We start from the raw sequence: 20519 nt of genomic DNA, 5'->3' as shown, positions 1-20519 counted from the left end.
AATGTATGTCCGGTGTCCATATGAGAACAGAAAAAAGTATCCGTAACATAGTTTACGGCGAGGTAAATGTAATCCTGACCGTCCTTTTGAGCATAGTTACCAGAACTGCCCTGGTCCGAATCCTGGGACTTTCAGCGGTCAGCCTGAATGGTCTGTTTACAGAAGTGATTTCTGTCTTATCCCTTGCGGAGCTGGGGGTAGGTTCTGCCATAACGTATAATCTCTATAAACCCTTGTCTGAACAGGATGAACAGAAGCTGACCCAGCTGATGTGGTTTTATAAAAGTGCGTACCGGCTCATAGCCGGATTCATCCTGGGGGCCGGGTTATGTTTCTTGCCCTTTGTATCATGCCTGATTAAGGACGCGGAGTTTGACATTGGATATCTCAGGTTGGTGTATGTGATATTTTTGCTTAAGACAGTCAGCTCTTATTTTTTTTCCTATAAACGCACCCTGCTGGATGCGGATCAGAAAATGTATCTGATTTCAGCTGCCAATACCTTGTTCCGGGTCATTACAGTGGCTTCGAATCTGGCGGTTTTGATGCTGACCCACAATTTTATTGCATACCTGCTGTCAGACGTAGGCGTCACCCTGGCCAATAATGCGGCGGTTGCCCATATTGCGGACAGGCAGTATCCCTTTTTGAAAAAAAAGGACAGGCTTCCCACGGAAGAACGGAACCGGATATTTGCCAATATGAAACACCTTTTTATTGGTACCTTGTCCGGGAAAATCACCAATTCCACGGATAACATACTGATATCTGTCCTGGTGGGGACCTTGCAGGTTGGCCTGTATTCCAATTATTCGCTGATTATTTCAAATGTACGCAGGATATTGCTCCTGATTCCCGATGCAGCGGCAGGAAGCATAGGAAACCTGGCTGTATCGGAAAGCAGGGAGCGGTGCCATCAGGTGCTCTGCAGGATGACATTTGTCCTTTACCTGGTAACGTCATTCTGTTCCGCCTGTATCCTGTGCATGTCGGACCCCTTTGTAGAAATCCTGTTTGGCCGGGAGTATCTCATGGACGATATCCTTAAGCTCTCCTTTGTTGTGAACTTCTTTTATTTTGTGGTCAGAGAACCACTGTGGCGGATGATGATGGTATCGGGATTGTTTGCCAAGGATAAGAACATATCGATTCTGGGCAGCAGCATAAACCTGGTTGTCTCCATTGGGCTGGGACTTAAGTGGGGGATACTTGGGATCATGCTTGGAACCACGTGTACCTTAATCATCCAGATTATATTAAAAACCAGGCTGCTTTACCGGGAATTCCTGCATTTGGACCGGACCTATTATCAACGGCTTCTGATGAAAACATCTGCGGCTGCCCTGGCAGGACTGCTGATCAGCAGGTTCCTTTGCCATATGGTGATACCTGTCTCCCCTTATGGCAGGCTGTGCGTGTATTTCATGGTGGCGGGGACTGTATCGGTGTCATTGAACACAGCCCTTTTTTATAAAACAGAGGAATTTGGCTATTGCAGGAACCTGGCCGGCAGGATGATTCTGAAATATGTCAATGCGAAAGGTAAATAAAATGGAATTTTCTCTTATCGTTCCTGTGTTTAACACGGAACCTGCATATTTTCATAAGTGTATGGATTCCATCCTGAACCAGGATTATGAAGGTGATTATGAAGTAATCCTGGTTGATGACGGTTCGGCAGCGGATATCGGCAGGATATGCGACTGGTACCAACAAAAGGATCCGCGGATCACGGTCGTCCATCAGGAGAACCGGGGAGTATCCGAGGCAAGAAACGAGGGCATACGCAGGGCAGGGGGCGACTGGTTATATTTTATTGACCCGGATGACTGGATTGAATTAAATGCACTTTCAAGTGCGGCAGCCATACTGGGGAAATACAGTCCTGATATCCTGTACGTGGCTTATCAGGAGGACCTGCCCAATGCCTCCATACCATACCGATACGGGTGGTCCGGCTGGCAGGCACTGGACATCATGGATAAGGAGAGGATTGGCCTGGGGCTGCTGGACCGTTCTTATAACAGCCTGCCATGCTGTTTCGGATCGGTCTGCACCCAATTTTTCAAGGTGGAGTTCCTTAAAAAAAACCATCTGCGTTTCCTGCCCCAGCTTCGCAGGATGCAGGATACCATGTTTAATCTTTATTTCCTGGATGCCGCTTCCAGCCTGGGCGTCATGGACCAGGTGGTTTATCATTACCGGAAGAACCCCCAGTCCATCTGCAACCGGTACAACCCTGCCATCCAGGAATATATATTAGAGTTTAACAAAGTGTTATATCAGTATATCCAGGGAAAATCAGAGGACTGGGCCAGGGCCTTTGAATTTAAGGCTGCAAGGAATTACTGTGAAATCCTCCGCCTGTATTACCTGAACCCCAATTGGGCCGCGGACAGGAAACAGAAGAAAGCGCGGTGGGAACAGCTGATAAGGCACACGGCCTATGCCCGGTATCTGGGTAAGGACAGCTATAAACGGGTCTTGAAAAAGAGCAGGGGATACGCAGTCATACTATTCCTGACCTATAACATACCGTCCTTTTTTCTGTTGGGATGTTTTTGGAAAGCATATAATCGGATCAGGTGATTCTTTGGATATAAGGAAAAGTGAAATTGTAAAAAAGTGTATGGCAGCAGCCTTTTTCCTGATTATGACGGCTGCATTTTACGCAACCGCTGAATACAGAGGCGGCCTCCCTGCATTGCCGGTGAGTGCACGTTACGCGGCGGATGTCCTGGTAATCGGCATGGGCGTCCTATGGATTCTTGTTACGGCGGATTTTCAGAGGATACGGTTCCTGTATTCCATCTCAATGATCATGATGGTCCCGATAATCGGAATCGGGCTGATATCCATGGTGATATGGCTGGTGCGGTGCCAGGAAACCTCCTTTGTCATAAGGGGGACCATCAATGTTGTATGTCTTCTTCTTAATATACTGTGCGCGGCAGCGGGCTATTATATGTTTGGTAAGAAGACTGTATCGTATATGCTGTATGCCTCCTGCGCAGCGGTTCTTGTAATCTTAATCGACCTTATCAGGATCCATGGGGCGGGAAGCTTCCTGTCGGAATACATTGCGCTGATCACTACCTTTGCCGATACCACAGGTCCGATCATGAGGAAGATGGAACTGCATGACCTGACCCAGGGGCTGGGCGTGTTCGTGATGTATTATCTGTACTGCGCCAAAAATAAACAGTGGCATGCGGCGGAATTCATATGCGCGGCATTTTTCTTCTCCACCGGATTAAAGAGGATTGACGTGCTGGCTATCCTGGCCGCGCTGATGGTGGGAATCCTGTATGACGCCGTGCCTGAAAGAACAAAGACAGTGTTCCTGGCAGCAATCGTGTCCGGGATGTTTCTATTTTCCTACCTGTACCTGTATCTGATAAAAAAGGGATGGTACCAGCCCCTTATGGACTATTTTGGGATTGATACCATGAGCAGGGGGTACCTGTATGACTTTTTCAAAGATTATTATGAGATGTCGCCTGGGTTCCTGGGATATGGGATCCGGTATATTTTTAAAATCAGGAATGATTACAAGACAACAGGGTTGGGAACCTACGTCCCCGGCATGGCCCACAATGATGTTATGACACATTTCATAGAATTGGGCTTTTGGGGATTCATCTACTGGCTGTGGGGCAATACCTGGTATAAGGTTTCCGCTGTGAGGAAAAAGTTCGGTTCCAGGGCATCCCTTTTCATGCTTCTGACGGTTATTTATACATTCATTACATACCTGACGGACAACACCTTTTTTTATTACTCAATTAATATAGCGGCGCACATAACCGTGATTGCATATGCGGATGAACACAGACTGGTCCGGAAGGAGGACGGCTTATGAATCGTAAAGGCAATGTGTATTTAATCATAAATACGTTCCGCGCCTATAAATGGAAGCTGATGCTGTGCATGGCCATTGTCACCCTGGGCCTGGGATGCAGGTTCTATGTAAGCAGCTTCCGGGCTTCAACCATCTGGTTTGCATATAACTATGAAAGGGCGTCCAAGGGGCTAAATCCCAATGGCTCCCGTTTCAATGCCTATGAGATTAAGTCGGAGCCGGTGCTTGAAAAGGCGCTTGAGCTGGCCGGGGTCACGGAGATAAGCCCGGAAGAACTGGGGGAGAACATAACCATCCAGGTACCGGTGAAAAGCGGAAGGGATTATATCGCGACCCAGTACAAGGTCACATACATTGCAAATAAGGATTTGAAATCCGTGGACGCACAGTCCATGCTTCAGATGGTGGCCTATGCGTATCTGGAATATTTCTATGACAACTACACGGACAATACGTCAATCCTCCAATATAGACCGGCAGATACGTCAGGGCTGGAGTACCGCCAGATTGCCCGTTATTACAACACCAGGCTCATACAGCTTAAAAATTATGTGAACGGCAGGATCGAGGAGAATAAAAGCTTTGTCTCGGACCAGGGCATCACATTCCAGGACATCAGGGCCAAAGCCGATAACCTGCTGCAGATCAACCTCTCTAATTTCCGCTCATTTGTCACTGAGAAGGGTCTTTATAAGGAGCGCCTGCCCTATGTTGAACTGCTGGATTATAAAAACTATAAGGATGACAACATTTATTCCCTCAACACAAAGACTTATGACCTGTATAAAAGCTGTATCGAACAATACGACCCCAAGATGACCGGGGTTGTGCTTGTCCCGTCGGTTGATAAGAACCAGGATTTCTATATGTCCAAGACAAAGACCGGGATTGACCATCTGGCGGAAAATGCAGTGAGTGCGGAGGAAACAGCTGAAAAGAAACGGGCGGATATAAAAAACAGGCAGTCCATCATTGACCATATAAAGGCGTCGGATAACCGGGCCTGCGACCTTAAGAAGGCAGATGAGATGATACGCAGTATTGACTCGGAATTAAGGGATATCTCCAATCAGGCCATGCAGATTGACGTGGAATACTCCAGATATAAGAATAAGGACTATGTGACGGTAAAAGATAATCCATTGGGTCTCCTGACCAGGATGCATTTCACAAAGGCGGTCTTTCTGTCAGCGGTCTTTACGACCATGGCGGCAACGGCGGTGATGTGCCGGGAGAAGAGGCGCAGTACAAGGGAGGATGGGCAGTGAAGGAATTCCAGATTGTTCGATATGTAAGCAATTGGAAATATCTGATTGCTTTGTGCACGGTCCTTGGAGGCATTGTTTTTTATGGTTATTTCAGCCGGCAGCAGGTATACACTGCCTACGCAATCATTTCCTATACGAATGCGGATGCCAAAAGCGGAAAGACCCCGTCGGGAACAGACATTGATGTCAGTGAGATATACTCCCCCAATGTGGTGGCGGACGCCATTGAGAAATTGGAAAGCAATGTAAGCGTGGACTTTGTCAGGAGCAGGATTAAGGTTGAACCCATTATTTCGGATGAGGAGCAAAAGCGCAAGGAAGCCATCCTGAAAGAGGGCGAGGAGTATGAGGAGTCGCCCACGGATTATTATATATCCTTTTCCGTGGGAAAGGATTATTCTGAGGATTTTGCCAAGAACATGCTGAACACGGTCCTCAGCAGCTATTTTGATTTTTACAGTGAAAAGTATGTTGCAAAAGCAGTCATACCCAACAATGTGGAAAACATAGGAAAGGGTAATTACGATTACATTGAGAGCATCGATATCATGAAGCAGTCCATTGGTGAGATACTGGAGTATCTGAACAGCAACCAGGCGGGCTTCCGTTCTTCCAGGACAGGATACAGCTTTTATGATTTGATTACATCCTACCAGCTGCTGGAGGAAATCAGCCTGGACCGGCTGTATGTGGACGTGTTTTCAGGGCGTAAGACCAGGGACAGGACGGTCCTGATTGAGAAAACCAACAATGAAATCCAAAGCCTTCAGATCCAGCTGGAAAAGATGAAGGCCCAGTCAGACGAGCTGCTTCTCACCATAGCGCAGTATAATCCTAAGATCCTGGAGGCCCAGGAGTACAGCACGGATACAAAGGATGCAAAGACAGCCAATTCCATCATCCTTCAGGATATTTATGACAGAAAGGACGGGGAAGGGAACATTGTCTACAGTGAGAATACATATGATACACTGATTTCCCACTATGTGGATTATAACAAAGAGATATTCAGACTGGAGCAGCAGATTGAGGAAAAACAGTATATCCTTGCACGTTTTCAGGACAATACAGGGCCTTCCGTATCTTTAAGCGATGAAATACTTAAGGAGCGCATCCGCCTTGTGGCTGACAGGATGGATTCCCTGTACAAGATTGTGGCCCAGACCGGGCGGGAATATAACAGCTATCTGGTCAGCAAGAACATTGCAATGCAGAACAGCGTGGATGCTTATGCCCATCTGAACCTGAAGCTGTATATGACAATGGCATTTGTCCTGTTCTTCGGCATCGGATGCTGCGGGGCGATCCTGATTGGCCGCATTGGGGATATTGTGGAATATACCTTATATGTGGACCGGAAGACCAGGCTGCCAAGCAGGCTCAGCTGCGATGAGCGGATTGAGAAGATTAAGAAAAGAGGGGCCCTTGGGACGTTTACCTGCGTGGTGCTTTCGGTTGAAAACCTGAAAGAGGTCAACCGTACAATCGGGTACGCCGCAGGGGATAAGGTTCTGGAGGAAATTGGAACTATCTTGAAAACACTGTCAAAGGAATACGGCTTCATTGGTTATAACGGGGCCAACCAGTTCCTGTGCCTGCTTGATAACTGTACGTATGGCAAGGCAGAATTCATGGTGAGCCTGTTAAGTGAGGCCGTTAAACAGTTTAATGATGGGAATCCGGGCGTCATGATTGAGATGAAGGCCAGGATTGCGGATTCAAAAAAGACAGGGATTTATCAGATTAACAAACTTATTTCAAAAGCTTATGAGATGGAAGGGATAATAATAGGTTAGACAATGGAGACTGGTTTGGTCAGTGTAATCATCACAACATATAAACGGGAATTCTCCATGCTGAAGGAAGCAATTGACAGTGTGCTGGCCCAGACATACCCCCATATGGAAATCATGGTTGTGGATGACAATGGAGGGGATGGGGAATATACCCGGCGGATTGAGGAGGGCCTGAAGGCATATCCGCAGATTACATACATAAAGCTGGCTCATAATTCCGGCGCACAGGCGGCAAGGAATACGGGAATCATGGCCAGCCATGGGGAGTTCATTGCGTTCCTGGACGACGATGATTTATGGGAACCGGAAAAGCTTGCCATGCAGGTCCCATGCTTTGAGGACCCCGGTGTGGGACTGGTGTTCTGCCAGGGATATGTGTTTGATGACAAGGATATTGGGCACAGACGTTTATACCACAAGGAAGGGACCTTTAAGGAAAAACCGGATTTTAACGGAATGCTTGAAAATGACACAATCGGGACCACTTCCCAGGCAGTTGTCAGGAAAACCGTATTTGATGACTGCGGAATGTTTGATGTGGACTTTCCAGCTAGACAGGATTATGAGATGTGGCTGCGCATCCTGAAACGATATGGGGCAGCAGGTATCGACGTCCCCTTATTCAACATGAGGGTGCATGATGGGGAGAGGATTACTTCCGACCCAATGCGGGGAATCCGCGGATACCAGAAGGTATATAAAAAATACAAAAAAGATTTCAGGAAAAACAGGACGGCCCGCACCAACCTGCTGAATGAAATCAGCTGGAGATTATGGAAACAGGCCCACCGGTACCCGGAAAGCATCCTGTACGCGGTCCGGCTGTTTTTTGTGAATCCTGGTTTTGTGCTGAAAAAGGGGCCCATGGGAAAGCTCTCCCGTATTTTAAAGCGGGCCATGATTGTCCTTGTGTCCTTATTGGTACTGGCAGCCCTGTGGCAGAAAATCATGTCGGACCAGGATACGCTGGAACTTTCCTTTTATCATGTAAAGTCAGGAAAGGTCAGGGAGGGGTTCCGCATTATACAGCTTTCAGACCTGCACCTGAAGGAATTCGGGGAAAATAACCAGGAGCTGGTTGAACGGGTGAAGATACTGGAGCCGGACATCATTGCCATTACCGGAGACATGAACATGGAACAGAATGATGACTATCACGTGGTCCTGGATTTGTGCAGGCAGCTGGTGGAGATAACCGATGTGTATTATGTGATGGGCAACCATGAACTGGTGGACTATGCGCACCGCAGGACCAGGATACGGGAGGACATAGAGAAAACAGGCGTGCACATGCTGTTTAACCATGCGGAAATGATCCAGGTCAATACCAATGACATCTACATCGGCGGTTTGATCAACGAACCTTACAATTATGTGGAGTACGGCGGGAAACGGTTTATGGACGAATATGTCAGGAGTGAGGCTTTCAAGCTGCTGCTGGTACACTATCCGGAGTATTTCATGGGAGAACTGGAGGACATGCCGGTTGACCTGGCCCTTTGCGGACACGCCCATGGGGGGATTGTGCGGATCCCATACCTGGGAGGCGTCTATGCCACGGACCAGGGCTTTTTCCCGCCGCTTTCAGAAGGGCAGCATGAGATAAACGATTCGGTTGTCATCATCAGCAGGGGGCTTGGGCAGAGCCATCCTTTTCCGAGGATTAATAACAAGCCGGAAATTGTGGTGGTGGATGTGAACTGGTATTGATACGTAACAGATGAAAAGATGGGGAAAACCAATGAAGGAACTGATTAAGAACATAGTGGTCCGTTCGGATTTTCTGTCGGCCCTGCGCAGGTGGGCAAAGGCCGGTGCGGGGGAGCTGTCATTTTACAGGATGAGGAGATCCTACGGAAGGACCACCCATGGGGCAAGAATTGGCCTGTATAAAGGAATCCATGAAGGACAGAGGTGTTTCATCATAGGAAACGGTCCCAGCTTAAAACCTGAGGACCTGGATCTGCTGGAACATGAATACACCTTTGGGGCAAACCGCATCCATCTCCTGTATGGCAGGACCAGATGGAGGCCCACATTTTATGTGTGCCAGGATAAGGACATGCTGAAAGCAGAGGAGGAAAACATAAGGAAAAACCAATGTGACTGTTTCATTGGTTATAATTCCATGGTAAGGAATGGGATGGATCTTGACAACGTCAACGCATATCTGATGGATGACAGGGCCATCCTTTACAGGAAAAAGAAGCTTCCGTTTTCTTATGACTGTGAAGAAGCAGTGGTTGACGCGTCCACGGTGACCTACTCAAGCATCCAGCTGGCCGTATATATGGGATTTTCTGAAATCTATCTTCTTGGAATGGACCACCGTTTCCCCCATACCATTGATAAAAACCGGAAAATCACATATGACCCATCGCTCCAATCCCATTTTGACACAAGGTATAAGGATGTCTATAAGGCGGCTGAGCAGAAGAAAAAAATTGTGCTTGCTGTTTACGATAAGGAAATGGCGGAAGAAGCGTATAAGAGTGCATTGGCAGCCGCAGGGCAAAGGGGAACAGGGATTTTTAATGCAACCAGAGGCGGGGAACTGGAAGTGTTCCCAAGAATCAGATTGGAACAGGTGATATGAAGAAACGTCTGTCAGTCATTATTCCCATGTACAATGCGAAGGCATACATAAAGCGGTGTATTGATTCTATTTTAAACCAGGGATTTGAGGGATTGGAGATCATTGCGGTTGACGACGGTTCAACGGACGCCACATGTTCCGTCATCCAGGGCTACGCAGATGAACGGATCCGTCTGGTCAGGCAGGAAAAAAAGGGCGTGTCCGCGGCCAGGAACGCAGGACTGGATCTTGCACAGGGCACCTACGTTGTGTTTGCGGATGCGGATGATTACCTGTTAGACGGTTCGCTAAAAGCCATGTATGGGACCATAACTGCCCAGGATGCGGAGTTGGCGGTATTTGGTTATATCAATGAAAAAAACGGGGTGCCGTATGAAAAAAAGTATGCCGGATTACAGGTCATGGAGAGGGATATGGCCTTCATCCACCTGTTCAGGACCCCGGCATTCCGCGGCGTTTTATGGAACAAGATTTTTGTCAGGCACATAATAGAGGAACTGCATATCCGGTTCCCCGTGGAATACACCCATGGGGAGGACCTGATTTTTGTGACCAGGTATCTGAAACAATGCAGCCATATCTGCGTGAATCCCAGGTTGGTGTACATGTACGCGGAGAATCCCGATTCGCTCTGCAGGCAGATGTACCATAAAAATGAGTTCAATGGAAAGTATCTGATTCTGTATGAGGCGGAAAAGGTCGTATTTTCTTATATCGAGCAGGAGGGCCGTCCGGTATTGGATGCATTTGAACGGAAGCACGTGGAAACCTGCATCGATATATTGAACCGCCTGGCCCATTTTAAGCTGTTCAGACATGAAATGGCTGGTGAGATTGCTTCCGATATAAAAAGCCATGCAGGACAATATCTGTTCACGCCGGACCGGCATCCCAGGAAGCTGGTGAACATCATAAGCGTATTGCTGGTCTGCGTCTCCCCCCAGCTGTTCATGAGGGTATACCATGCGGTCAAGACATTGGCCTGGAGCCTGGGATTCAGGAGCAAAGTATGAATGTTAAATGGAATGTCCCACACAAAGGAGGAACCTGTCTTATGAAGACCGCGTGTTTTATTCCAATCAAAGCCAATTCTGAACGTGTCCCGGGCAAAAACTTCCGGGTGCTCAATGGCAGGAAACTATATGAATACATTATCGAACATACCATGGATGCGGACTGCTTTGATGACATCTATATTGACACCAACAGTCCTGAAATCGCAGGTTATGCCCTTGAACATGGGCTTCAAGTCATCGAACGCCTGGATGCCCTCACACATAACACGGCCAATGGGAACGACCTGCTTGTTTACCACCATCAGCTCCACCCTGAATATGATTATTACTTCCAGCTGTTTGCCACTGCGCCCTATCTTCAGGCGGATTCCATCAAAAAATGTGTTAATACGCTGACTGACAGCGGGACCTATGACTCCTGTTTTACTGCCCTGAAGAACCATGGGTTTTACTGGGTCAATAACCAGCCCGTGAATTACCGTCCGGGTATCCTGCCCAGAAGCCAGGATATGCAGCCGGTCATTGAGGAAACCACCGGCTTATATGGGATTTCCAGGGATTCCCTGGAGCGGTACCGCTGCCGGATTGGCAGGAACCCCTATATTTACTTTGTACAGAAATTTGAAGCCGTGGATATCAATACGGAAGAAGACCTGGTTATGGCCGAGTACATAGGGCGTACCTACTGGCATTATAATGGGTGAATTCCCAAACACGCCTTATATCACAGGAGGACGGGATGAAGGTTTTGATTATAAATAAATTCTTGAAGCCAAAGGGCGGCTCAGAAACCTATATCATTAAAATCGGTGACTGCCTGAAGCAGAAAGGCCACCAGGTCCAGTATTTCGGCATGGATGAACCGGGCCGGACCCTTGGGAACCGCGTCAATCAATATACAGCCAGCCTGGATTTCCACACAACCGGATTTAAACGTTTTTTGTATCCCTTTAAAATCATATATTCCCGGGAAGCCAGGGAAAAGCTTATGCTGGTCCTGGAGGATTTCCGGCCGGATGCGGTGCATATCAATAATTTCAATTACCAGCTGACCCCTTCCATCCTCTATGCCATCCGGGATTTTGATAAAAGGTCTGGAACACACACAGCCGTCCTGTACACTGCCCATGATTACCAGCTCATATGTCCGAACCACATGCTTAATTCACCTGCGGACGGACAGAACTGCGGGCAGTGCGTGGGCGGCCGTTTTTTCAGCTGTATCAGGAAGCGCTGCATCCATCTGTCCCTGGCAAAGAGCATACTGGGCGCTGCCGAGGGGGCCGTATACAGGACGCTGAAGGTTTACCGGCACATTGACCGGATTATCTGCCCAAGCTATTTCCTGGAAGAAAAGATGAACCAGGTGGAGTTATTCAGGAACAAGACCGTTACGCTGCATAATTTTGCGGACCGGATGGAGGCAGGACCGGGTCAGAAGAAAGATTATGTCCTGTATTTTGGGAGATATTCCAGGGAAAAGGGAATCGGGACCCTGCTTCAGGCCTGCAGGGAGCTGCCGGATATCCCCTTTGTCTTTGCAGGGGACGGACCGCTGGCAGACAGCGTGGCCGGGATACCCAACATTAAGAATGTGGGTTTCATCAAGGGGGAACCCCTGATCCGGCTGATACAGGAAGCCAGGTTCAGTGTTTATCCGTCGGAATATTATGAAAACTGCCCGTTTTCCGTCATTGAATCCCAGCTTCTTAAAACGCCTGTGCTGGGGGCAGGGATTGGAGGAATCCCGGAATTGATACAGGAAGGGGTGAACGGCGCCCTGTTTGACAGCGGGAACCTGAAGGACCTGAAAGAGAAGATACGGTATCTGTGGGATGCCCCCGGGCTTTGCGCCAGATGGGCGGAAAACTGCGGGGACATCCCATATGACACCGTGGGGATGTACTGTGACAAGCTATTGGAACTATATAAAATAAAGCAGTGAGGAAAGGAATATGGCAAGAAACCTGTATGGAACCGTGATTGTGACATACCGTTGCAATGCACACTGTAATATGTGCGACTGTTTTAAACACCCTACAAAGCCTGAAGAGGAGATTACCCTGGATGTAATCCGGAAACTTCCGGAAATGGCATTTACCAATATAACCGGAGGGGAGCCCTTTATCCGCAGGGATCTCCCGGATATCGTCAGGGAGCTGTATAAAAAATCGGACCGCATCGTCATTTCCACCAATGGCTATTTTACGGACCGCATCATCAGCCTGTGCAGGGAATTCCCCAAGGTGGGCATACGCATCAGCATTGAAGGGCTGCAGAAGACCAATGACAGCATCAGGGGCATCCCGGATGGATTCAAACGGGGGTATGGGACACTGACGACCCTGGTGGACATGAAACACCCGGACGTGGGATTCGGGATGACGGTCCAGGACATGAACTGCAATGACCTGGTCCCGCTTTACCTTCTGTCAGATCAGATGGGGATGGAGTTTGCAACCGCGGCCCTTCACAATTCCTTTTATTTCAGGAAATACGACAACAAGATCGTGGACAGGAAACGGGTGGCTGAAAATTTTGCAAAGCTGATTAACGAGCTGCTCAAAAGCAATTCACCTAAAAAATGGTTCCGCGCCTATTTCAACCATGGTCTGATTAATTACATATACGGCAATCAGCGCCTGCTGCCCTGCGATATGTCCAGGAATGCATTTTTCATCGATCCGTTTTGCGATGTGATTCCCTGTAATGGGATGGTGCAAAAGGCGGTCATGGGAAACTTAAAGGAACAGGAATGGGAGGAATTGTGGAATTCAGAGCAGGCCAGGCAGGTGCGGCGCATCACAAAAGAATGCGGCAGGAACTGCTGGATGATTGGAAGCGCTTCGCCTGCCATGCACCGGTATATATGGATACCGGCCTGGTGGGTCATAAAACATAAATTCCTGCGGGGCGGAAGGTATTCCCTGGATGAGAATCCCTTCATCCGGTAAATGAATGATGGAAGGAGGGCAGTCATGGAAGATTACAGAAAAACCGTAATGGTGGTTGACAGCCGGTCCGAAGAGCGGGATGCGGTAAAGATGATGCTTTCTGAAGACTACAAGGTACTGGAAGCCACAGGCGCAGGGGATGCCATGCTGCAGATATCATGCAAAAGCATGGTGGACGCCATCCTGCTGGGAAACCTCCGGCAGGACGGCAGGGAGGTGGGCTTCCTGGATAAAATCCGGAATTCAGGTTATGGCTCCATTCCGGTCCTGGTCATCCTGGAGGACTCAGAGGAGGACCCTGGCCTGGAAGCCCTGGACCATGGGGCATGGGATTATGTGACCAGACCTGTCCGGCCTAAGACACTGAGGAACCGGCTGGACCGTGCGGTCCATCACTGTAAGATATCGTCATATAACCCGCTGGTTTATATGAGTGAGAGGGACAGGCTGACGGGACTGTATAACCGTGAGAAGATGTTTGCGGAAACCAGGCGCATGATAGACCGGCATATGGATACCCTGTTTGTATTCCTGCGTTTTGACATTGACCGGTTCCGGCTTTATAACGCCGTATTCGGCGAACACAGGGGGGATAAGCTCCTTACCCTGATGGCGGAAATCATAGAGGGCATAGCCGGCTGCTTTGATATCTGTACCTATGGAAGAATCAACGCGGACACGTTCTGCATATGCGAGCCTTATGACAGCGAAAGGCTGCACATGCAGGTCCGGATGGTAAAGGAAGAGCTGGCTGGTTTTGAGAAGAATTATCTCCTGGAGCCCACGGTGGGCGCATATATCGTGGAAGAACCAGACCTTGCAGTGGAGGAAATGTACATAAGGGCTTTTATCGGAAGCAAAAAATGCAAGAACAAGTTTGCCTCCTATCTTGGATTCTATGATATGGATGAGGGAATCCGGGAAGTGGAGGAGGCGGCCATTGCCAGCAGTATGCAGGCTGCCATGGATGAGGAACAGTTCGTGGTGTATTTCCAGCCTAAATTTGACATTGCCAATGACAGGGATATCGGGGCGGAAGCGCTGGTACGCTGGAAGCATCCCGATACAGGGCTGATGCCCCCGAAACATTTCATACCTATTTTTGAAAAGAACGGCTTCATCTCCAGGCTGGATTACTATGTGTGGGAGCATGTATGCCGGCTCATCCATAAATGGCTGGGGGACGGGATCTGTCTGGATCCCATTACGGTTAACATATCCAGGATCAGCCTTTATAACCCCAGGTTGGCAGACATACTGTCAGGCCTTATTGAACAGTATGACGTGCCCATCGGCCTGTTGAACCTGGAGATAACGGAAAGCGCGTACGTGTCAGACCCGGAATTGATCCAGGAAGCAATCAGGAAGCTGCACCAGGCTGGATTCATACTGCTGATGGATGATTTCGGCAGCGGGTACTCTTCCCTGAACATGTTAAAGGATATTGACGTGGATGTGCTGAAGATAGACATGCAGTTCCTGTCCGGCGGGGAATCCCCGGGCAAAGGCAAGATCATCCTGGAATCCGTGATCCAGATGGCCAATAACCTGGGGATGCCCGTCATCATGGAGGGGGTGGAAACTCAGGAGCAGACGCGCTTCCTTTACAAAATAGGGTGCAATTATGTCCAGGGGTATTACTATGCCAGGCCCATGCCGCAGGAAGAATATGAGAAAAAGTATATATACAGAAGAAAAGGAGCAACCTTATGAAACAGATTGAAGATAGCAAGCAGGATATTGATAAGTACCTTGAAGACATGGCCGTCTCAGGCTGGTTCAGCATCATGCTGATCTGTGTGCAGGGAAAGGGCCGGGACGGGGTTTACGGGCACATCTGCAGTTATTATCTGGAAGACCCTGTACCATTTGACGGCACCGGTGACATGGTGCTGAAAATGGATGGAATCTGCGACTGGCTGGGTGCGCCCCAGCGCACAACGGAACCGCGTTTCCTGAATAAGGAGATGAAAAAAAGATATGAAAGCGCGGTTGCTGACCATCCCCAGGGGTTAAAGGACCGGATGCTGGACCGCGGCAGCCTGATGCCTTTCCCGGAGGCGCAAAAGGCAAAGGAAGTGCTGATTGCAATTGTAAAATACCGTCAGAATTCCACCCTCCAGGGCAGCATCAGGGGCAGGCTGACCAAGAGCGTGGATGTGAACTTCAGAAGCGCGCTGGAACTGATGCGCATGATGCAGATGATGGAAATCGCATAAAAGAGTGAATGCCTGGCAGGGACTGCAGGGCGCCGTAGGCCGGCAGGGCAGGCAGGAAGCTATAAGGGGAGGCGTGGAATGAAGAACGCAAGGACAAAACATCTGGATTTCATCATAGGGGATATGGTGGCGCTGGGGCTGGCCCAGTTCCTGATGGTGCTGATGAACCAGGACAAACTAAATCCGGTGCTGTATATGTATTATGTCCAGCTGGGGCTGCTTCTGGTCATCATCACATTATCAGTTGCATTCCTGACGGATGGTTATAGAAATATCCTGTACAGGGGATATCTGAAGGAATTCATTGCGGTCACCCATCAGATGGCCATCATCTTTGCCACGGAGGTCATATGCCTGTTCTCCTTCCGTCTGATCGGGCTGTTTTCACGCCTTGTCCTGTTCGCCACATTCTTTGTGGGAATCCTGTTCATGTATGCGGAACGGCTGCTGACCAAAAACTATCTGCGCCGGAAATTCCGGAATATCAAATACGCCAGGACCATCATGGTAATTGCAACCGAACAGCAGGCCGGGATCCTGATCAGGCAGCTGTCCTCCAGGGTACTGACCATCTTCAAAATCCAGGGAGTGGCGGTTACGGACCGCGACATGAAGGGGCAGATGATTCAGGGAGTCCCGGTCAGCTGTTCCATGGACGGGTTATCCGAATACATAACAGGCCATATCATTGATGAGATACTTTTAAGCATTCCGGACGACCCCAGGCAGGAGGCTGAGCTGGCAAAGCAGTTTCTGTCCATCGGCATGGTGGTCCATATCTACATGGAGCAGTTTTTGCAGGATATCCCCAGGAAAACACTGGAGCGGGTCAGCAACATGAACGTGATTACCTGCTTTAACCGGGAGATACCCATGCGGCTCCTGTTCTGCAAACGGCTTCTGGATATCCTGGGCGGCGCGGTGGGGTGTGTGATGACCCTTGTGATCGGCCTTGTGATCGGACCCATGATTTTCATTCAATCCCCGGGCCCTATCCTTTTTTCCCAGACAAGGGTGGGGAAAAACGGACGTACATTCCGGATATACAAATTCCGTTCCATGGTCATGGATGCGGATAAACAAAAGGAAATGCTGATGTCGCGCAATAAAATCCGGGGAAACATGTTTAAAATGGATGACGATCCTAGAATCATCCCAGGCATCGGTCATTTCATAAGAAGGACCAGTCTGGATGAATTCCCCCAGTTCTTTAACGTGCTCAGGGGGGATATGAGCCTGGTGGGGACAAGGCCGCCAACCGTGGATGAATATGAAGCATACAGTTTCTCCCATAAAAAACGGCTGGCCATGAAACCGGGAATAACCGGGCTGTGGCAGATAAGCGGGAGAAGCGATATAACGGATTTTGAGGAAGTGGTGGAACTGGACGGGCGGTATATTGATGAATGGGACCTGGAAATGGATGTGAAGATCATCTTGAGGACAATCCTTGTGATTCTGAAACGCAGGGGAAGCATATAAAAAATAGCAGGGAGAGGACGGGCCGCCTGGCATCATTCGTTGTGGATGTGCCGGGCGGTCCGTTTTTGTTTATGTCCCGGACCTCTGAACCGGCAGCGTAATGATATGGAAGAAATGTTATTTTACTTATACTGCCATTTGGTGTATACTTGGATTTAAATGTGCCGGCCATTGTGCCCGGCATGGGGGAGGAACCATGTTCCCCCAATGAACCTGCCAGGAGGATGAGTGATGATAAGGAAAGCAACGGAACATGACATTGACGCGGTGGAGCAGGGGTATACTGAGTTACTGACCCATGAAAAAGAAAATGGCAGCAGCTCCAACTGGGTGCTGGGGGTGTATCCCACCAGAAGCGTGGCCGAGGCCAGCTGTGCGGCCGGGACGCTCTATGTGATGGAAGAGGAAGACGGAATCTGCGCCAGCATGATATTGAACCAGGTGCAGTCTGAGGAATATTACGGGATTGCCTGGGAATACCCGGCCGGGGATGATGAGGTCCTGGTCCTGCATACACTGTGTATACCGCCCTCAAAAGCCGGTCACGGATACGGGACAAGGATGGTGCGCTATGCCATAGAGGAGGCCAGGCGGATGAAGTGCAGGGCCATGCGCCTGGATACGTATGCGGGTAATAAACCTGCTGCCTCACTTTACACAAAGCTGGGATTCCGGTATGCAGGCATTGCCAGTGTCATGCTTCAGGGGCTGATCCCGGAGGAACAGATATTTTTTGAGCTGGGTTTATGATTCAGACAACGCATAATCCGTCTTGACAACAGGCATCCAACCGAATAATATGGATTAGAAACACACATACGGCAGGCGGAGGGGGACATGGCCGGAGAAGAACTTGGAACGGGAGGGATACCATGGAGAAGCAGGATGAACGTTCGCTGCCTGAGAAGGCATCGGAGCGCCTGATTGAATACATATTGGAGAAGAAGCTGCAAAAAGGGGATAAGCTGCCTAACGAGCATACACTTGCACAGATGTTATGTGTGGGCAGGGGAACCATCAGGGAAGCCGTCAAGATACTGGAATCCAGGAATATTGTCACGGTAAAGCAGGGGGCGGGTACCTTTGTCTGCGAAAAGTACGGGGTGGCGGACGACCCCCTGGGACTGTGCCTTATGGAAAATAAAGAGAAGGCAGTCAAGGACCTGGTGGACATGCGTATCATCATTGAGCCGGAAATCGCTGCCTTGGCCGCACAGTATGCAAAGGAAGACGATATCAGGGAGCTGGAACAGCGGTGCCTGGAAGTGGAATATTATATCAGAAGCGGAAAGTCCCATGTAAAAAGTGATGTGGCCTTCCATTCACAGATAGCAGTGTGCAGCCAAAATTATATTGCGGCCAATCTTATTCCGATTATCGCGTCTTCCGTAAGGGTCTTTTCAGAACTGACCAATTACACCCTGCTGGAGGAAACCGTGGTAGGGCACAGGGAGATAACGGAAGCCATAAAGCGGCATGACTGCCGGGATGCCAGGGAGTCCATGATGCTGCATGTGATGGCGAATAAGAGGAGGCTTTCCCATCCCCTGTGACGGCTGTGCCCTGGCTGTAAACTCTGACTGGTTACAGTGGTAGCAGGTAACAATAATAACAAGGTGGTATGATGATTTTGTAAAATATATAAAGTCATCATATCTTTTTTTGACTTTAAATCCCCCTCCCATCACTTGAAAAAGATAAAAATATGTGCAAAATAACCAAAAAATAAATTCGAATATAGACAAAAATAACATTATTATGATAATGGACAAAAAAATATTGACGTTCGATTAGCATGTTGCTATAATACAAATTAGCGGTACGTCATACCTATTTAGTGAAAATCCTTTTTCATGACAAGGGGAGGATTTTGAAGGGAAATGACATATTAATGGCACGAATGCCGGCTTAATGAAGAGTTAAGCATCATACAAAAGGAGGATTTTGATTATGAGAAAGAAAATTCTATCAGTCATGCTGTCAATCACCATGATGGCAGGTCTTGTGGCCTGCGGCGGCGGTTCCCAGGCGCCTGCCACCGCAGCTGCATCCGGGACAACGGCGGCCGAAGCCGCGGCAGACAGCGGGGCGGCAGAGAGCAGTAAGGCTCCTGCAGAAGCAGCAGGGGATTACAAGATCGGTATCATGACCACAACGGTTTCACAGAGTGAGGAGAGCTACCGTGCGGCTGAGATGCTTCAGGAACAGCATCCGGATACGGTTGTACTGGCAACCTTCCCTGATAAGTTTGCAACCGAGCAGGAGACAACCATTTCCACAGCCCTGAGCCTTGCCTCAGACCCGGATGTGAAGGCAATCATCTTCAGCCAGGCCGTACAGGGTACTGCGGCAGCATGCCAGAAGATCCGCGAAGTCCGTCCTGACATTCTTCTGATTGCAGCCGGCTACCAGGATGATTCCGCCACCACATCTTCAAACTGTGACGTGTTCTATCATTCCAACGTTCCGAAGATGGGCTTCCAGATGGTAGATGAATTAAGCGATATGGGCGCCAAGACATTTGTGCATTATTCCTTCCCGCGTCATCTGGCATGGCAGCCAACTGCAGACCGTCTGCAGAACATGAAGGACCGCTGCGCAGAGCTGGGCCTGACATTGGTAGAGACCACCACGCCTGACCCCATGTCGGATGCAGGTACCTCCGGAACACAGCAGTTCGTATTAGAGGATGTTCCGCGTGCAGTTGACCAGTACGGTACGGAGACAGCCTTCTTTGGCACCAACACCAGCCAGCAGGAGCCTATGATTAAGTGCGTGGTTAATACAAAGTCCTACTTCACCATGCCGTCCGATCCTTCACCGTTCGTTGGTTTCCCATCTGCCCTGGGTATTGAGGTACCGGCTGACAAGTTATATGATTCCGATTACATGATGAATGCCATTTCTGAGAAACTGGCAGAGGCAGACATGACAGGCCACATGGGAACATGGACCGCACCGCTCATGACCCTGTTCATGACAGGAAGCTATGCTTATGCAGAGGCATTCTGCGAAGGCAAGACAAACGGGGAGAAGCTGGATGCGGAAGTATTTAAGCAGACCCTGAGTGAGGCAGCCGGCGGCGAAGTGGACGTAGAGAACATCACGGACGGCGGCACCACATATGACAACGGCTTCTTCATCATGTGCAGCTACGAAAGATTTTAATGATTCAATCTCTCTCTATCAATTATTATATGGGGAATGAAACTTCCCTGATGCTTTCAAAAGGAAGGGATGCATATGGACAGCATCCCTTCCTTTTATAAAAGGCAGGTAAGTAAAACACGCCCTGGAATAGCTACGGGTTACTGGAAAGGAGTAGA

General features: G+C 49.0%; 17 protein-coding genes. All 17 read left to right on the top strand.

Going from position 1 to position 20519, the window contains the following annotated elements:
• Positions 1-20 precede the first annotated feature (20 nt).
• The 17 genes from DWX59_RS01800 to DWX59_RS01720 all read left to right on the top strand — a co-directional run bounded on the left by DWX59_RS01800 (position 21) and on the right by DWX59_RS01720 (position 20361).
• The gene (locus tag DWX59_RS01800) at positions 21-1550 is read left to right on the top strand and encodes a polysaccharide biosynthesis protein (protein WP_117557177.1); all 1530 of its coding nucleotides are present in this window, start codon (positions 21-23) and stop codon (positions 1548-1550) included.
• A complete protein-coding gene (locus tag DWX59_RS01795) occupies positions 1534-2589 on the top strand; it encodes a glycosyltransferase family 2 protein (protein ID WP_235844867.1) in 1056 nt (351 codons plus the stop codon). The genes DWX59_RS01800 and DWX59_RS01795 overlap by 17 nt, the downstream gene beginning before the upstream one ends.
• Before the next feature lie 4 nt (positions 2590-2593).
• Complete coding sequence (locus tag DWX59_RS01790) at positions 2594-3862, top strand: O-antigen ligase family protein (protein ID WP_235844866.1); 1269 nt, start codon at positions 2594-2596, stop codon at positions 3860-3862.
• Positions 3859-5130 carry a hypothetical protein gene (locus DWX59_RS01785; RefSeq protein WP_117555731.1) on the top strand — a complete coding sequence of 424 codons (1272 nt, stop codon included), beginning with the start codon at positions 3859-3861 and terminating at the stop codon, positions 5128-5130. The genes DWX59_RS01790 and DWX59_RS01785 overlap by 4 nt, the downstream gene beginning before the upstream one ends.
• Complete coding sequence (locus DWX59_RS01780; protein WP_117555729.1) at positions 5127-6926, top strand: diguanylate cyclase domain-containing protein; 1800 nt, start codon at positions 5127-5129, stop codon at positions 6924-6926. Before DWX59_RS01785 ends, DWX59_RS01780 begins: the two co-directional genes overlap by 4 nt.
• A gap of 3 nt (positions 6927-6929) precedes the next feature.
• Positions 6930-8636 carry a glycosyltransferase gene (locus DWX59_RS01775; RefSeq protein ID WP_117555727.1) on the top strand — a complete coding sequence of 569 codons (1707 nt, stop codon included), beginning with the start codon at positions 6930-6932 and terminating at the stop codon, positions 8634-8636.
• A 10-nt stretch (positions 8637-8646) separates the two neighbouring features.
• Positions 8647-9522: a 6-hydroxymethylpterin diphosphokinase MptE-like protein gene (locus DWX59_RS01770; RefSeq protein WP_235844864.1), complete on the top strand. Its 876-nt coding sequence runs from the start codon at positions 8647-8649 to the stop codon at positions 9520-9522.
• Positions 9519-10535 carry a glycosyltransferase family 2 protein gene (locus tag DWX59_RS01765; RefSeq protein ID WP_227115916.1) on the top strand — a complete coding sequence of 339 codons (1017 nt, stop codon included), beginning with the start codon at positions 9519-9521 and terminating at the stop codon, positions 10533-10535. The genes DWX59_RS01770 and DWX59_RS01765 overlap by 4 nt, the downstream gene beginning before the upstream one ends.
• Positions 10536-10576: 41 nt before the next feature.
• A complete protein-coding gene (locus DWX59_RS01760; protein WP_117555723.1) occupies positions 10577-11242 on the top strand; it encodes an acylneuraminate cytidylyltransferase family protein in 666 nt (221 codons plus the stop codon).
• 35 nt (positions 11243-11277) lie between these two features.
• On the top strand, positions 11278-12483 hold the full coding sequence (locus DWX59_RS01755; RefSeq protein ID WP_117555721.1) for a glycosyltransferase family 4 protein: 1206 nt from the start codon (positions 11278-11280) through the stop codon (positions 12481-12483).
• A 10-nt stretch (positions 12484-12493) separates the two neighbouring features.
• A complete protein-coding gene (locus tag DWX59_RS01750) occupies positions 12494-13492 on the top strand; it encodes a radical SAM protein (RefSeq protein ID WP_117555719.1) in 999 nt (332 codons plus the stop codon).
• 24 nt (positions 13493-13516) lie between these two features.
• A complete protein-coding gene (locus DWX59_RS01745) occupies positions 13517-15205 on the top strand; it encodes a two-component system response regulator (protein WP_227115918.1) in 1689 nt (562 codons plus the stop codon).
• Positions 15202-15711, top strand: coding sequence for a hypothetical protein (locus DWX59_RS01740; protein WP_117555715.1), 510 nt, complete (start codon positions 15202-15204; stop codon positions 15709-15711). Before DWX59_RS01745 ends, DWX59_RS01740 begins: the two co-directional genes overlap by 4 nt.
• Positions 15712-15789: 78 nt before the next feature.
• The gene (locus tag DWX59_RS01735) at positions 15790-17193 is read left to right on the top strand and encodes a sugar transferase (protein WP_117555713.1); all 1404 of its coding nucleotides are present in this window, start codon (positions 15790-15792) and stop codon (positions 17191-17193) included.
• Positions 17194-17424: 231 nt separating this feature from the next.
• Positions 17425-17943 carry a GNAT family N-acetyltransferase gene (locus DWX59_RS01730; RefSeq protein ID WP_117555711.1) on the top strand — a complete coding sequence of 173 codons (519 nt, stop codon included), beginning with the start codon at positions 17425-17427 and terminating at the stop codon, positions 17941-17943.
• A gap of 122 nt (positions 17944-18065) precedes the next feature.
• On the top strand, positions 18066-18746 hold the full coding sequence (locus DWX59_RS01725; protein WP_117555709.1) for a FadR/GntR family transcriptional regulator: 681 nt from the start codon (positions 18066-18068) through the stop codon (positions 18744-18746).
• Positions 18747-19143: 397 nt separating this feature from the next.
• Complete coding sequence (locus DWX59_RS01720) at positions 19144-20361, top strand: DUF3798 domain-containing protein (protein ID WP_117555707.1); 1218 nt, start codon at positions 19144-19146, stop codon at positions 20359-20361.
• Positions 20362-20519 lie beyond the last annotated feature (158 nt).

Source organism: Enterocloster aldenensis, assembly GCF_003434055.1.
In the GTDB taxonomy this organism is placed as follows: domain Bacteria; phylum Bacillota; class Clostridia; order Lachnospirales; family Lachnospiraceae; genus Enterocloster; species Enterocloster aldenensis.
This window is presented reverse-complemented; position numbering and strand designations above follow the sequence as displayed.

What these genes read in the sequence shown, in the direction of transcription:
- DWX59_RS01800 (WP_117557177.1), top strand. Translation starts at nt 21, where the DNA reads ATGAGAACAGAAAAAAGTATCCGTAACATAGTTTACGGCGAGGTAAAT.
- DWX59_RS01795 (WP_235844867.1), top strand. Translation starts at nt 1,534, where the DNA reads ATGCGAAAGGTAAATAAAATGGAATTTTCTCTTATCGTTCCTGTGTTT.
- DWX59_RS01785 (WP_117555731.1), top strand. Translation starts at nt 3,859, where the DNA reads ATGAATCGTAAAGGCAATGTGTATTTAATCATAAATACGTTCCGCGCC.
- DWX59_RS01775 (WP_117555727.1), top strand. Translation starts at nt 6,930, where the DNA reads ATGGAGACTGGTTTGGTCAGTGTAATCATCACAACATATAAACGGGAA.
- DWX59_RS01770 (WP_235844864.1), top strand. Translation starts at nt 8,647, where the DNA reads ATGAAAAGATGGGGAAAACCAATGAAGGAACTGATTAAGAACATAGTG.
- DWX59_RS01765 (WP_227115916.1), top strand. Translation starts at nt 9,519, where the DNA reads ATGAAGAAACGTCTGTCAGTCATTATTCCCATGTACAATGCGAAGGCA.
- DWX59_RS01760 (WP_117555723.1), top strand. Translation starts at nt 10,577, where the DNA reads ATGAAGACCGCGTGTTTTATTCCAATCAAAGCCAATTCTGAACGTGTC.
- DWX59_RS01755 (WP_117555721.1), top strand. Translation starts at nt 11,278, where the DNA reads ATGAAGGTTTTGATTATAAATAAATTCTTGAAGCCAAAGGGCGGCTCA.
- DWX59_RS01750 (WP_117555719.1), top strand. Translation starts at nt 12,494, where the DNA reads ATGGCAAGAAACCTGTATGGAACCGTGATTGTGACATACCGTTGCAAT.
- DWX59_RS01745 (WP_227115918.1), top strand. Translation starts at nt 13,517, where the DNA reads ATGGAAGATTACAGAAAAACCGTAATGGTGGTTGACAGCCGGTCCGAA.
- DWX59_RS01740 (WP_117555715.1), top strand. Translation starts at nt 15,202, where the DNA reads ATGAAACAGATTGAAGATAGCAAGCAGGATATTGATAAGTACCTTGAA.
- DWX59_RS01735 (WP_117555713.1), top strand. Translation starts at nt 15,790, where the DNA reads ATGAAGAACGCAAGGACAAAACATCTGGATTTCATCATAGGGGATATG.
- DWX59_RS01730 (WP_117555711.1), top strand. Translation starts at nt 17,425, where the DNA reads ATGATAAGGAAAGCAACGGAACATGACATTGACGCGGTGGAGCAGGGG.
- DWX59_RS01725 (WP_117555709.1), top strand. Translation starts at nt 18,066, where the DNA reads ATGGAGAAGCAGGATGAACGTTCGCTGCCTGAGAAGGCATCGGAGCGC.
- DWX59_RS01720 (WP_117555707.1), top strand. Translation starts at nt 19,144, where the DNA reads ATGAGAAAGAAAATTCTATCAGTCATGCTGTCAATCACCATGATGGCA.